8 protein-coding genes are annotated in these 16,022 nt (G+C 25.7%); 4 read left to right on the top strand and 4 right to left on the bottom strand.

What is annotated here, in order from left to right:
- Position 1: 1 nt before the first annotated feature.
- Positions 2 to 472 carry a 30S ribosomal protein S7 gene (gene rpsG / locus ACICP0_RS02025; RefSeq protein ID WP_395479648.1) on the bottom strand — a complete coding sequence of 157 codons (471 nt, stop codon included), beginning with the start codon at positions 470 to 472 and terminating at the stop codon, positions 2 to 4.
- A gap of 96 nt (positions 473 to 568) precedes the next feature.
- Positions 569 to 943, bottom strand: coding sequence for a 30S ribosomal protein S12 (gene rpsL / locus ACICP0_RS02020; RefSeq protein ID WP_395479647.1), 375 nt, complete (start codon positions 941 to 943; stop codon positions 569 to 571).
- 4,524 nt (positions 944 to 5,467) lie between these two features.
- Here rpsL and ACICP0_RS02015 point away from each other — a divergent pair.
- On the top strand, positions 5,468 to 5,674 hold the full coding sequence (locus tag ACICP0_RS02015) for a YheU family protein (protein ID WP_395479646.1): 207 nt from the start codon (positions 5,468 to 5,470) through the stop codon (positions 5,672 to 5,674).
- Positions 5,675 to 5,986: 312 nt separating this feature from the next.
- Here the strand turns inward: ACICP0_RS02015 and ACICP0_RS02010 are convergent, their stop codons facing one another.
- A complete protein-coding gene (locus tag ACICP0_RS02010; protein ID WP_395479645.1) occupies positions 5,987 to 7,030 on the bottom strand; it encodes a GMP reductase in 1,044 nt (347 codons plus the stop codon).
- Between the two features lie 181 nt (positions 7,031 to 7,211).
- Here ACICP0_RS02010 and coaE point away from each other — a divergent pair, with 181 nt between their 5' ends.
- Complete coding sequence (coaE, locus tag ACICP0_RS02005; RefSeq protein WP_395479644.1) at positions 7,212 to 7,823, top strand: dephospho-CoA kinase; 612 nt, start codon at positions 7,212 to 7,214, stop codon at positions 7,821 to 7,823.
- Positions 7,824 to 11,092: 3,269 nt separating this feature from the next.
- Entirely contained in the window at positions 11,093 to 12,709 is a 1,617-nt protein-coding gene (pckA, locus tag ACICP0_RS02000; protein ID WP_395479643.1) for a phosphoenolpyruvate carboxykinase (ATP), read from the top strand.
- A 1,254-nt stretch (positions 12,710 to 13,963) separates the two neighbouring features.
- On the opposite strand, the gene efp is transcribed toward pckA, so the two are convergent.
- Positions 13,964 to 14,530, bottom strand: a complete 567-nt coding sequence (efp, locus tag ACICP0_RS01995) for an elongation factor P (protein ID WP_395479642.1) — start codon at positions 14,528 to 14,530, stop codon at positions 13,964 to 13,966.
- 42 nt (positions 14,531 to 14,572) lie between these two features.
- Between efp and epmB the strand changes: the two genes are divergently transcribed.
- Positions 14,573 to 15,607 carry an EF-P beta-lysylation protein EpmB gene (epmB, locus tag ACICP0_RS01990; protein ID WP_395479641.1) on the top strand — a complete coding sequence of 345 codons (1,035 nt, stop codon included), beginning with the start codon at positions 14,573 to 14,575 and terminating at the stop codon, positions 15,605 to 15,607.
- Positions 15,608 to 16,022 lie beyond the last annotated feature (415 nt).

The following is a 16,022-nucleotide window of genomic DNA, read 5'->3' as shown; positions in this document are numbered from 1 at the left end:
TTTACCAGCGATAGTGAGCAAATGCCTTATTAGCATCTGCCATACGGTGAACTTCTTCACGTTTCTTAACAGCATTACCTTTCCCATCTGCTGCATCATAGAGTTCATTAGCAAGACGAAGAGCCATAGATTTATCATTTCGTTTACGAGCGGATTCAATAATCCAACGCATTGCTAATGCGTTTCGTCGAACTGGACGCACCTCCACTGGGACCTGGTAAGTTGATCCTCCAACTCGGCGAGATTTAACTTCAATGGTGGGACGTACGTTTCCTAAGGCTAATTCAAAAGCTTCAAGATAATTTTTATTAGAACGTTGTGACAAAATGTCTAGTGCAGTATAACTGATAGTTTCTGCAATAGATTTTTTACCATCTACCATCAGAATATTAATAAATTTAGCTAATAATTCAGATCCAAATTTTGGATCTGGAAGAATTTTGCGCTGACCAACAATTTGACGACGTGGCATGAAAATAACACTCCGTAATTTTTTCAGGAACCTCTAATTTATTGAGAAATTTCCAAAACCTGACAGTTTTATATATAATCAATAAATTAAAAATTATTAATTCTTTATTTTTTTTGCACCATATTTTGATCGACCTCGCTTACGATCTTTCACGCCAGAACAATCAAGTGCTCCGCGTATAGTATGATATCGCACACCTGGTAAATCTTTAACACGACCTCCTCGAATTAGTATCACAGAGTGCTCTTGTAAATTATGACCTTCACCACCAATATAAGAAGTAACTTCAAAACCATTAGTTAAACGAACACGGCAAACTTTACGTAAAGCAGAATTTGGTTTTTTTGGAGTAGTGGTGTATACGCGAGTGCATACGCCACGCTTTTGTGGACATGCTTCTAAAGCCGGAACGTTGCTTTTTGAAACTTTCATAGAACGCGGTTTTCGTACCAACTGGTTAATTGTTGCCATTCAATAAATCTCCTAAGCTTATTTTTAAAAACTATAATAAACTATTATGATTAAATAATTCGAGTGCAAGAGCACAAAATTTTATGGTTGATATTCATATGTGTCAAGAAATATATAATCATCCTTGTCTAATAAATTAATTATTAAGGTCATTTGTCGTTGATTAAGATCAATATGGCTAATCATTAGACATCATAATAGTAAAAATTACTATTTTGGATCATTAGTTCCAAGTAATACTATTGGTTAGATCATAGGTATGAAAACAATTTATAAGGTATAATACGTAGGAATTTCTCCAAAATTAGAAAAAACGAATGATATAATCCTTGGCATCCATCTTGTTTAAGATAGATGAGATTTCATAAATATAACAAATAGATATTACATAAGTACGACACAATGTCTGCATTGTATCTTATGATAAATTCTAAAATGTATATATTTGATATAATACGACATTTATGGCTTAAAAGACATTTAGCAAATCCAAATGATTTGTATGGATCATTGATTGACTATATATTGAATATTGCCTATAGATAAATAATTTAAATTTAATTATTTTAATTAAAAAATGACTTTAAAATATTTAACATCAATGAGACATTGTGAATGTTAATATTTTAATTAAAATAATCTTCTTACCTTATAAATTGTAATGATCACATCTGATAAAGGATAGTCTTTTAATTTTCACTATTCCTTCAATTGAAGCTTCACATCCATACTAATTAAATCAGGTTCAGTATTGATAATAATCAATCTAAGATGTTAAATTAAAAAGTTCATTCACTGGTTTAATGACTCAATATTTATTAATCAATTATTGAATAATATATAATAGTCTTCAATTACATTAAATCTTCGTTAAAACAAGCTTCGAGATCACCTCATACAACTCTTTTCTCTGAAAGAAATTTGTTAGAACTTAAACTTACATATGTCTAGTAAATTTCTTATCGAATTCTATAGTAAAAGAGAATATAATTCTCTTTTATTTTATCTTACTAAGATATTTAAATTACTATATTTTTCTTAATTTTATTTATTTAGATATTATGATCTGATCACTTTAATTGATAATTAACTCAGTTAGTTTGTTTATTAAGATATCAAATTAAACTTAATAAAGTCTGTAGTATAATGCTATCATAATCTTTTAAGATTAAAGATACTTTTATTGATCTAATAATTTAATAATCATATTAAACATTAGAAAAATTTTATGTATTGTAGGTATAATGTAATTTTATTATTTTTTTAATATTTAATTGATAGATAATCTAAAATGGAAAATATTAACAATCTTTATTAATATTGATATGCTTTTTTCTAAATTTTATAATTAGTATCTTCCAATCTTTTTGTAAGATTACGCATTAATTATTATTTCATTATAATTATTTTAATTGCTGATTACATAAAGATAGCGTAAATATTAGAATAGTTTAAGTCATTCAATATATATTTTATTAATTAGGTTTACATATCAAAATTATAATGAATAAGCTGATATAGCTTGTTATCAGGTTTATCAATTTCGAAGAGCGGTCATCATCAAAATGACTGGCATTAATTGAATTATTAAATAATATTTTAAAGGTATTTTATTGAAATAACTTAAAATTATTGAGTGATTGTTAATATGATATTAGCTGATTATAGAAATAACATTTATGTTTATTGGACGAATAAACAATAGAATTACTCTAAAATTACTTTTAAATATGAGAATTATGAAATTTATTGTGCTACCATTAATATTAATAAGTCTTGAAATAGAATAAATATCGCGAGTAGTTATATAACATATATAGTTTTTTTATATAACTAAAATTGTGTTTTTATCGTAAAGTAAAATACATTTGAAACTTAAATCAATATATTGTTATCAGGAAATGTAAACATAAAAAATTACTACAAGAATTTTTCTTATTCTTAGCTCGTTACATATTGTAAATTTTTAATAGTCTATAAGCATTAGACGCAATAATATTGCATCAAATACACAAAAGATACTATATATCTCTAATATGTAAAATGCAAGTGAATTATGCTTCTTTTAGACAGAAGAATAGTAGTTGAATATTGCTATTCTATTTTCTTTTTTTAAAAAAATTGGAAAAACAGCTAAAATATATGCATATTAAAATAGAAAAGAAATATTTATGAAAATATAAATATTAAAATTTAGCATGTTAAATATAACACAATATTTATTTATAATAAATGTAAATTGATTAATGTTTATAATAAGTATTACTTATTACTATATATTTTACTAAAGATATTATATATTAAAAACTAATGATCCTATAGATACTTAAAAAAATACTTAAATCTTTTATTCGAAAGGAAAATGACATAATTATAATTAAAATTATATTTTTAAAGTTGTACTCTTTCTTTTCGTGAGAAAATTAATGTCCATAAATAGTATTAATAAATATATTTAGAAAAATTCTATGTGTACAATAGAATTGATAATTTTTTTATTTTCTTCATATCGAAGGTATCAAAGATCTAAAATGCACTAAATTTCACTAATAATAGTTAATAATATTAAATTAATCTTTTCTGCATGTACATATATTTATTACAATAATAAAATATAAATTAGTGATTAGCTAACTACTATAATCATAGTACTCTTTAATACTAAACTAATTAATTTTAAATTAAGGATTTTTCTAGAAAACATATTTCTATATTAGAATATATAAAAATATAATGACATATTCTATGATGATATATGTCTAGAGCTAAATCATGTATCAGATTATATTTAGTATCAGATATATAAGACATATATAGACATATATAATTGAATATTATATGTTTTAGTGAATCAAAGGTTTTTCTGATAATCAGAAAATATAAAAAATTTTTTCGCTATTTAACGATATAGAACAAGGTAAGATTTACTTAAATATTGTATTTTTACTTGAAAATAAAGCGCTTTTAATATTTTGAATAACATATAGTTATTCTATTCTGTGATAGAATATCACTTAACTCACTAAAGATCAATCTTAAAGATTATAAAAAATAATAATTAATATTATAATACAGCTATCTTAGGAAGAATTACTATTAACCAAAGGTTAAATGATATTTAAAACATAAAATAATAATTAACAATACTAATTATGAATTTTTTATTTTAAATTTTTTAAAATTTAGTTGCACTTTATTTATTGATCATAGGTTATACATTTTAATATTGATTCTTGATGATGTTGATCATTAATAACATTTAATGTTAATAAATTAAGTATTATGTTGCTAATTACAATATTAATGAATATATATTAAAGTCTCAAAAAAATTTTTTTGAATTTAAAAGATATATTTTATTGTAATTTCATAATACGAAATCGGTAATCTTAATTACCGAGATAAATTTCAAATAAGAAAACAATAATTACAATAAAATTGATTATATAAAATATAGTTATATATACTTCTGGTATATATCTAGTCAATAAATTTTTGACAAATTATCGAAATTTGTTTTTTAACTAAAATTTTAAAATATTTTTACGATAAAAATCGTTTTCTAGATATAGAAGAATGCTTTATTTTTATAAACATAGAATCATCTATCTATACTATGAAAAACTATAAGAATATAGTAAAGTAATTACACAACAAAAAAGTAATTAAAATAATTTTTATCCAAGATTACTTGTTTTCTTTTAAAAAAAGAAGTTGATGAGCTACAGTAGAACTTTAGGAAATTATATAATTGGTTAATAAACAAATTGTGAATGCATATGAAAAAAATTTTTAATATCTTGGTAATACCACTAATAATGAATTTTGCATATCATATTATGATATAACTTTATTTTTTGGCACACCAAATCCATGTATAAGAACTAAATTATTAGAAATATTTAATGATTAATTATAATTGCTGTATATCATATTCAAAATAATAAGATAGCTTTTTTTATCTCTATGTATTATATATGCATTTTTGACGCAACATTCCTGTCATTTATTAATTTACGTTAAGTTTGATTATTAATTTACGTTAAGTTTGATTAGACGTTCTTACATTAGTATATACATAGCTAATAAAAAATTTGTAGTTTAACTACACTAATTAGTCTCTGACTTCCAATCATAAAAATATGATATAATTTTTATACACAATTTTCAATTAAAAATTAAGCATTAAATTATAAAATTTATAATTTATAAACTAATATGAAATTAAATAGTAACAATCATTCATTAATTATAACCTTCTTGAAGGAATAATCCATCATCCATAGTAGAAATTCCAATCCTAAAGGTAACTAGAAATACATGGTATACCATTTCCATTGCAAGATATTAGAAGTATATAACATACACTGATAATTATGAGATTTAAACTGAAATTTAACGATTTATTTTATTTCTTAAAATAGGTTTTTTTGTCTTTTTGGATAGAGTATGTAAATATCATCAATAAATTATTTATCCATCAAATTTAATTATAATATACATTTTGTAACTTTCGGAGAAATCATGGTCATTCCTTGGAAAGAGATCGAACCCACTACGCTACATAATTTGATTGAATCTTTTGTATTGCGTGAAGGTACCGATTATGGTGACAAAGAAAAAGATCTAGCACAAAAAGTAAGGGATGTGTTCTGTCAACTTCAATCTGGCAAAGCAATATTAGTATGGTCTCAATTGCATGAGAGCATCAATATTGTACTACATTATTAATGTATTTCAATCAATACAATAATTTTATATTATGGAACGACTTTATAAAAAATAAAATTTAAACAGCATCATTTAATTTCATATAAAGTAAAATTTATTAAAATGAGTAGTAAAATATCTAGAAATAGAATACCTTATATTTAAGTATTCTACTGCTTGTAAAATACATATAAAATAAATTTAACTACAATTGATACATATTCGTATTCTAAAAATATATTATCGTTCATACATCATACTGTGATGAAACTATATAAAAATAAAAATAGAATATTAGCAGCGTTCTAATATATTAAATATTAATTTTTTAACTTATGAATAAGTAAAAATACGGTTTTCTTGTTCAGAAACACGAATAAAACTAGTTCTTTTAGTTAATTCTTTAAGACGTGGCGCACCAACATAAGTACAAGCGGAACGCAAACCACCGAAGATATCACGGATGGTATTTTCTACTAAACCACGAAGAGGTAATTTAACTGTTTTACCTTCTGCAGCTCGATAATTATGTATACCACCTATATGAATCTTCATAGCAGACTCAGAACTCATACCATAAAATAGCATAAACCGTTCGCCGTTTTCCTCAATAATTGTTCCTTCACATTCTTCATGTCCCGCTAACATACCACCAAGCATTACAAAATCTGCACCACCACCAAACGCCTTAGCAACATCTCCTGGCACAGAACAACCGCCATCACTAATAATATGACCACTTAATCCATGAGCAGCATCAGCACATTCAATTACAGCTGATAATTGCGGATAACCAACTCCAGTTTTTATTCGAGTAGTGCAAACAGATCCAGGTCCTATACCTACTTTTACGATATCTGCACCAGATAGAATCAATTCTTCTACCATTTCACCTGTAACTACATTTCCAGCACAAATGACCTTATTTAAAAATACCTCACGAACTTTTCGAACAAATGTAACAAAATATTCTGAATAACCATTCGCAACATCAATACAAATAAAGTTCAGTAAAGGTGACAATGCGAAAATCTTTTTCATTTTATCAAAATAGGTAGTAGACATACCGGTAGATACCATGACATGATCTAAAACTGATTCCGATACTTGTGATACAAATTCCTGCCATTGATCTATATTATAATGCTTATGCACTGCAGTTAACACGTTAAAAGGTGCTAGTGCTTGTGCCATACGAAAAGTACCAACTGTATCCATATTAGCAGCTATAATTGGGACACCTGACCAATGAGTATTAGGGTGTTTAAAAGTAAAACGTCGCTGCAGTTTAACGTCAGAACGACTTTTCAAAGTTGAGCGTTTCGGCCGTATTAGAACATCTTTAAAACCTAATTTCATATCTTCTTCAATACGCATAAAAACCTCATACCAAAATGAAGAACGGCTAATTAATATAGAATATAAATTTTCTTATCTTAGAATAAGTATCATACATGAAAAAAATTAGCACTAAATTGCAAATTTATCTTTTTATGATAAAATGTCAGTAATTTAACTACAATTAGATAATTCAATTTTTTTAAATCAGATAATAAACATGACACAATATATTGTCGCGTTAACCGGCGGTATTGGAAGTGGTAAAAGCACGATAGCTAATTTTTTTTCTGCATTCGGCATCCCCGTAATAGATGCCGATCTAATTGCTCGTCAAGTGGTCAAACCAAATAGTATTGCCTTACATATTATTATACAAAATTTTGGCCCAGAAATACTTTGTTCCGATGGCTCATTAAATCGTATGATGCTGAAATCACATGTTTTCTTCGACATGAAGCAAATGATTTGGTTGAATAATCTTCTACGTCCTTTAATTCGACAGAAAACTGAACAACAATTATGTTCTATTCATGCACCATATGCGATATGGGTAGTACCGTTACTGATTGAAAATAACTTGCAGCACCGTGCTAATCGAATATTGGTAGTTGATGTAACGCCTGAAATACAGATTACACGTACACTGCAACGGGATACTATCAGTCAAACGCTAATAGAAAAGATTTTAGAAACACAAGCTTCACGTCAACAACATTTAACGTATGCCAATGATATTATTGATAATAATGGATGTCGTGAAAAGATTCAAGATCGTGTTGCCACATTACATAAACACTATCTTTCACTAGCACAATCAGTAAATAGATAGGATGCAATTTTATGCATGGTAATTACCTGATAATAATTCCATTTTGCATATTCGATAAAAAATTCATCCTTAGTGTTCTCTAAAACAATTTTTCCATAAAAGCATAATTGATATTCGCATTTAACTGAAAATAATTGATTTGTCTTTTTTAAGAATTATTTTGATTTTTTAAAATCCTTGGAAATTACAATGTCCCCTCTGAAGATAAATTCATAGAGAATGAAATCCATAAATATGGAAAACGATATAATAAGAAACGATACCAGCTATTGATGATAATTGTGTTAATAATATAGATACGTAATATCAACAAATATAATGCCATTTACTATAATGTCAAAAACTACTTTTTTCTTCGTAGAAATCAATTCATTATTATTGTCATCCGTCAAAGATTATCAATTCCTGGTGATAGTTGTAGTTTGGATATACCAATGCTACATAATATTTTTTTATCTATAACAACAATATGGAAAAGCACAAATTAATCACTGGTTACAAATTTGAATCTTCTTTATTTTTTTTGATTAGAAATATCAATATAAAATGTTATTTAGGAAAATTCAATAATTAAATGAACTTTAATAGTGTTCAATAAAATATTGAAAATGGCGATTTTTTAAAATTACATATTTAAAAAATATATTAGTTCTATTCATAAGTTTCTAGTTGTAAAACATATTATGTTAATAATGTTTTATTATTAGATAATGTTAAAACATTAATAGCTATTTTTATGTAAATTAACTTATTGGCAAGTAATGATATTTTAGTAATGGCGCAGTAGAATATACTAAAAAAGTCTATTTTTATTACTTTTTATCCCAAATATTTTTATTTAATTTAATAATTAGATGAAGAAACTATCAATATAATAACGTAATTAATAATTTTAAAAACTATTATTAGTTGTTCGTATTACAGCATTATTATATTACTTTTATAAAATATGAATATCCAAGCATTAGCATTGTAATCGTTATTTACTATACATTATAATTGTTTTCTGTGACGAAAAATAACTTAACTCTATGAGGTTATAAGTATATATATCAATATATAATTGATTGTTTTATTATGTAAAAAATACTATTTAGATTTTATTATCATTTTATACATAAATTTTTATAATAAAATATTATTAATATAGAACGATATTAAACCTATATCAAAAATTAGAAGAATTATTCTAAGGATATTAAAAATAATAGATTAATTTACATCAAATAATTTACTGTCATATTGAAGATGAACTTCTTATTATTAATGAGATTATTATCAATGTAATAACCATTAATTTACTAACGATTTATAATCAGTAACTATTATCATAATCAAATTAAAGATCTATTGAAAGAATAAAAATAAATTAAAAGTTAGTAGAATATATCTAAATTTTTTTATTTAATAAAGATATTAATCAAATAATAATTTTAAAATTAAAACACGAAAAACGTGTAATAAATAAACATTATTTTTATTCAAAAACTGGTTATTTTAAAAGATAGTTTTTCCTTCTACTATATGTTGAACAAATAATACATTATTATTAAAATAACTATTTTCATAGTTATCCAATCGTTTTGTCTAATTTTACATAACTATGTGACGATTGAAATCGTTATTAATGTTAAAAAACATATATTTAAATATTTCTTAAAAATCTTTAATAATTAACTTCATTAGGTTATACCTTTATTAAATTGTTATTTCTATAATACTATAGAACTAGTATAAAACAATATTTTTATCGAATTTAGTTAAATATTTTAATATATAGTTTAATTAAAACATAGAGTTGTTCATGCAACACATATTTCTATTAATGTTAATGTATTTTTTATATATTGAAAAATAATTTTATTAGAGTTAATTTTACTAGATTTTATCTATAAATTATAACCGTGCGTTTAACATATAAATATGGCATAAAATCTAGAAAAAAATAAAAAAATATTGATAAATTGAAATACGGAGTATTTTATTAAACTTTTTCCTTAATCTTTGTTAAAAAACTTAATAATTTATGATTATATCAATTTAGTAAATAATATAATAAAAAAATAAAAATTTCTTTAAAAAAAGAAATGAAAATTTCAGTATCATACTAAATATTATTTTTTATATATAAAATTTAAAGTTGAATACTGTATAGTACAGTAGATCATTAGTTAATAATATTTAATATGCATTGATTTATGCAGTCATATTGAAAATATATAAAATATTAAGTAATTTTTATTTATTTTATCTATCGTAGTTTACCTTAATAAATTAGATTATCTAGATAAGTAAAATTTTTAAAATTTAATAATAAAGTGTATTTAAAATTATTTTTAATAATATTAATCTAATAGTAATAGACATTAACATAAATATTATGTAATCACCTATATTTAGCTATTATATTAAAATGTAATAATACTTTTCTTTTGAGTTAAAAAATCACGGTTTATTCTATAAAAGTTTTTATTTTTAGAATAAATAATAGTTATTATGTGGATTAACTAATCAAAACATTTTTTATAAAAAACATAGATAGCATCTATGCTCTACGTACTAATAAAATATAGTCGAAGACTAGTTACTTTAATAACATAACTCTAAATGAATATTGTATCCTATTAATATATTATCAGATTAATAACTGATTATTTCATTTTAGATACTTAACTGAATGGTTAAATAAGTATTCATTTTATTTTTAAATTATATTATTAGTATATACAATTATATAAACTAAGTTGTAATTAGTAAATTACGATATATTATCTTGGTTGTCTTATTAAAATACTCTACAATAATAACTATTATAATGATTCAATCATAGTTAAAACCTATTTATCTTAAAATACTCAGCGCTTTATTTTTTTTAAATATTACATTTAGTATAGTGAACTTATTGTTCAAACGAACAATACGTTATAACTAAATATATAATATTTCAATATAACAATAAACGTATTTAGAATATCAATATATTGTACATTGGTTTAATATATATTAGCATATTGATGCTAAAGTGATAATAATTTTCAGCCAATACGCAACAGCAAGATATTAATCAAAATTGAAAAGATTGATATTATTAGCTTATTCAAGTATTTTCCTTTTTAACTATCCATATTATATAATAAAATGGGATTATGTCTGTTTATATAGAAAATATAACTACTGATTAGTAGTCTATTACTTAATATATTATGATAAATCAAGTAACAATTTTTATTATCACTAACTTTGGCTTATTCTAGACTAAGGAGCAGTAAATGATAAGTGAGAGTATTTTTCCACATCAATTACTTAATTATGGCATTACTTGCAGCCAATTAGTATATAATCCTACTTTTGAAAAATTATTTGAAGAAGAAAATAATCCCGCTCTTACTGGATTTGAACAATGTACTCTCACCTACTCAGGTGCAGTAGCAGTAGATACTGGAATTTTTACTGGTCGATCACCCCTCGATAAATATTTAGTACGTGATAAAAAAACCCGAGATATTATATGGTGGTCAGATCAGGGGGAAGGTGATAATGATAATCATCCTTTAAAAGAAGAGACTTGGAATTATCTTAAAAATCTCATTTGTAAACAACTTAGCGGAAAGCGTCTATTTGTCATTGATGTGTTTTGTGGTGCTAATGAAAATAGTCGATTACAAGTACGTTTTATTACTGAAGTAGCTTGGCAGGCACACTTTGTAAAAAACATGTTTATTCAGCCAAATGACCAGGAATTATATAATTTTAAAGCTGATTTTGTGGTACTTAATGGTTCTAAATGCACTAATCCTCAATGGAAAGAACAAGGTCTGAACTCGGAAAATTTCGTCGCTCTTAACTTAACTGAAAATATGCAACTCATTGGTGGTACTTGGTATGGTGGTGAAATGAAAAAAGGCCTTTTTTCAGTTATGAATTACATTCTTCCAATGAAGGGTATTGCTTCAATGCATTGCTCGGCCAATGTAGGCCATAAAAAAGATGTAGCATTATTTTTTGGATTATCTGGTACTGGAAAGACTACATTATCCACTGAGCCAAGCCGCCGTCTTATCGGTGATGATGAACATGGTTGGGATGATGATGGAATATTTAACTTAGAAGGGGGTTGTTACGCCAAAACTATCCGTTTATCACCCGAGGTTGAACCAGATATTTTTCAAGCGATTAAGCGAAATGCATTGTTAGAAAACGTAATGATTTTGTCAAATGGTAATGTTGACTATAATGACATTAGTAAAACAGAAAATGGTCGCGTATCTTATCCTATTGAACATATTAAAAATATTGTTCAACCTATTTCTCGTGCTGGACACGCTACACGCATTATTTTCCTTACAGCTGATGCATTTGGCGTTTTCCCACCTGTTGCTATCTTATCTATGGAACAAACTCAATATTATTTTTTATCTGGATTCACTGCAAAATTAGCAGGAACAGAACGAGGTATAATGGCGCCGTTGCCTACTTTTTCTGCTTGTTATAGCGGAGCATTTTTATCGTTGCATCCGATTATTTACGCTGATGTATTAGTTAAGCGTATGCTTGCTGCTGGATCTCGAGCATTTTTAGTAAATACTGGTTGGAACGGCAGAGGTAATCGGATTAATCTCATAGATACTCGTATGATTATTAAGGCCATTTTGAGTGGAGAAATTGATCGTGCTCCGACAACAATACTACCAGTTTTTAATTTAATGGTACCAGTAGTATTATCGGGAATACATAACATCATACTCGATCCACGTAATACTTACGTAAATTTCGATGAATGGCAGATTAAAACAAAAAAACTGGCAAAACTTTTTATTGAAAATTTTAGTAAATTTAAAGGTACACCTAAATATTTAAACTTAGTTCATGCTGGGCCTCAGTATTAAGCCAATCAACATTTTACTGCTGTAGTTTCCCTTATTATAATATATTATACGGGAGTGATAATAAAAACATTTTATATCAGTGTCAACCTATTGAAGAAATAAACCAATAATATTTATTATGCTGATTGATCATACGCTATCACTGTTACATTTAAATGTAAATTTCCTAATATTATTTTATGATATGCAAAGTGTGTGCGCATAGGGATAAGAAATAAAGAAATAAAATAATCTCCTTGATCCTTTTGAGGATATTTTAACAACTTTAAATTATATGAACATATTATTTTATGAATGGGGGGTGAATTATTTAAATTGCATAAAGTTAAACATTGTTTTATTAGTCATTCGTAATTATATCATGATCATAAATGTTATTACTAAGTAGTAGTATGCAGGTATGATAAGATATGCGTGCTACAATGAGACAATATGTGCCTGATTGCTAATAATTTGATTAACTAATTTAAGAAAATGATTTTCTAAATAATTCAATATTTTCACATAAAGTAACAATAACATTTTCATACAAAGATGCATGGTTTTATTAACTTTAGCGGAATATCGAAAATTAATATATCTAAAAGAAATTTTATAATTTTAATTTAATTTGTTTCCGTTATTATAACTAGAGCAACTCTATGTTTTTAAATTATATTATTTTGTAATATTTAGAATATTTAGTAATATACAATTAAAATATTTACTCCGATCCATTAAGATCGGATAGAAATATAAAAATAGAATAGAGTATAAATTACAAGGTTATGTTTATAATATCGAATGGTAAATAAAGAGTATAATTCAACATATTCATTATATAATATTGAATATCTTTATTACTGTATTAACATTAGTTATAAATTTTCTGTTGTTTTAAAATGGATATTTATATGTAAATTTTTAAAGATCGAAATTAAATCTAATAACGTTTCATACGATGAACTGTTATTTAATGTTTTCTGTATATACTATTATACTATAAGTTCTATGATGTATAGCAATGGTATATATGATTCAAAATCATAGTCATTAAAATTGCTACTACTTTTTTAGATATTCATTGGATAATGTATCCATACAAGACTAAAACATTGCATTGCTATAAAAATAGCAAAATTATTACGTAAAAATAATTTAGCCATTGCACACTTTATTGACAAAAATAAAAAGATTGTTCAAATTAATAATTTTTAGACATGATACATATCATATAGATAATTATAACTATTTATGGAACAATATTCCAATAAATTATTTAATTCGAGAAACATATTCACCAGATCTAGTGTCTATTTTAATTATATCACCAATATGTATGAATAACGGCACCTTAACAATAGCTCCAGTAGTGAGTATAGCTGGTTTATTACATGTTCCAACAGTATCTCCTTTAAGGCCTGGATGAGTATCGGTGACTTGCAATTCTACAAAATTAGGAGGAGTAATAGAAATTGGTTGACTATTCCAGAAGGTTAGTATACATTCTACCTGCTTAACTAACCATTTAGCATTTTTACCAATAATACTAATATCAACGGCCAGCTGTTCAAAAGTTTTATTATTTATAAAATGCCAACATCTACCATCATTATATAAATAAGCTAAATTAATATCTACTACATCTGCTGCATTAACAGAATCTCCGGATTTAAAAATTTTTTCAATCAGTTTTCCAGACAGTAATTGTCGAAGGCGAACTCGATTAAATGCTTGACCTTTCCCTGGTTTGACAAATTCGTTGTCAATAATTATACACGGTTCACCGTCTTGAATAATTTTAAGACCATAATATAATTCATTAGCAGTATAAGATACCATATGTTATTGTCCTTCTTTAAAATATTTAGTAACTCAGTTAAAATGACAAGTTTTACAATTAAAAGTATTTATTCTAAAAAAGACGAATGGCTATTGCAACTTAGTGATGTTATATCGGATCCAATAGTACTGTTAAAACAATTACGACTTGATCATCATTCTGAGTTGTGCAAAGGTGCTCAAGCGCGACGTTTATTTGCTTTTCGTGTTCCACGTGCGTTTGTAGCGAGAATGCGACCAGGTGATCCCGATGATCCTCTATTGCGTCAGGTAATCACTACCAATGAAGAATTTTTACAGGTGCCAAATTTTACTATCGATCCATTGAATGAACAACATAATGTTGCAGTATTAGGTCTTTTACATAAATACAAAAATCGCGTTCTCTTGATAGTTAAAGGAAGCTGTGCAATACATTGTCGATATTGTTTCCGACGTCATTTTCCTTATCAAAATAATCAGGGAAGTAAAAGTAACTGGCTACGTGCTATAGATTATATTCAACAACATACGGAATTAAATGAAGTAATTCTTTCTGGCGGTGATCCTTTGATGGCTAAAGATCATGAATTAGATGAACTTATCAGCTTTTTAGAAACAATTCCACATTTAACTACTTTACGTATTCACACAAGATTACCTGTTGTAATTCCAGCTCGTATTACCGAATATCTATGCCAACGACTAGAGCGCTGCCATTTAAAAGTAGTGCTGGTCACGCACATTAATCATGCTCGAGAAATTGATACTGCTCTAAGTAATAGTATGACTCACCTACGGAATGCAAAAGTAACGTTATTAAATCAAACTGTGTTACTACGCGGGATCAACGATAATGCACAAACATTAGCAAATCTTAGTGAAACTTTATTTTCAGTAGGTATTTTACCTTATTATTTACATCTTTTAGATCGTGTTCAAGGTGCTGCGCATTTTATGGTAGAAGACAAAAAAGCACTGATAATCATGCAGCAATTATGGGAAAAAGTTTCAGGATATCTTGTCCCCTTGCTAACTCGAGAAACTAGTGGAAACAGTAGCAAAACATCGGTAGAATCAGAAATTAAACAACGATAACATAATTTTTTATGAATTAATATTAAATGATATCTTCTTGATTATCAAATTTTTATCTAACTGATATTTTATATGATAAATTTTCACGGACAATATCTGATTCATGATTATTCTAAATAATAGTATTATTTAATTTAGATTTTATCTGTAAAATATAAAATATCTCATATTTCTATAATCTTAGAGCAATTGATATTAAAAATAAAAAGATGACGATAATAAAATAAAAAATAATGTATATCATCAATAATGCAGATATTTTATTATTAATAAATAACATAACATTAATTTATATTAATATCGTTTTAGTTGATGTCTATTACTGTTTTCAGTTTTAAATGTGTTATTAGTAATATGTTTGTTATATATATGCTCTATGTTGTATATGCTCTATGTTGTATATGTACTATGTTAG

Source organism: Candidatus Curculioniphilus buchneri endosymbiont of Curculio glandium (assembly GCF_964275155.1).
Classification (GTDB): Bacteria; Pseudomonadota; Gammaproteobacteria; order Enterobacterales; family Enterobacteriaceae; genus Curculioniphilus; species Curculioniphilus buchneri.
This window is presented reverse-complemented; position numbering and strand designations above follow the sequence as displayed.

What these genes read in the sequence shown, in the direction of transcription:
- rpsG (WP_395479648.1), bottom strand. Translation starts at nt 472, where the DNA reads ATGCCACGTCGTCAAATTGTTGGTCAGCGCAAAATTCTTCCAGATCCA.
- rpsL (WP_395479647.1), bottom strand. Translation starts at nt 943, where the DNA reads ATGGCAACAATTAACCAGTTGGTACGAAAACCGCGTTCTATGAAAGTT.
- ACICP0_RS02015 (WP_395479646.1), top strand. Translation starts at nt 5,468, where the DNA reads ATGGTCATTCCTTGGAAAGAGATCGAACCCACTACGCTACATAATTTG.
- ACICP0_RS02010 (WP_395479645.1), bottom strand. Translation starts at nt 7,030, where the DNA reads ATGCGTATTGAAGAAGATATGAAATTAGGTTTTAAAGATGTTCTAATA.
- coaE (WP_395479644.1), top strand. Translation starts at nt 7,212, where the DNA reads ATGACACAATATATTGTCGCGTTAACCGGCGGTATTGGAAGTGGTAAA.
- pckA (WP_395479643.1), top strand. Translation starts at nt 11,093, where the DNA reads ATGATAAGTGAGAGTATTTTTCCACATCAATTACTTAATTATGGCATT.
- efp (WP_395479642.1), bottom strand. Translation starts at nt 14,530, where the DNA reads ATGGTATCTTATACTGCTAATGAATTATATTATGGTCTTAAAATTATT.
- epmB (WP_395479641.1), top strand. Translation starts at nt 14,573, where the DNA reads ATGACAAGTTTTACAATTAAAAGTATTTATTCTAAAAAAGACGAATGG.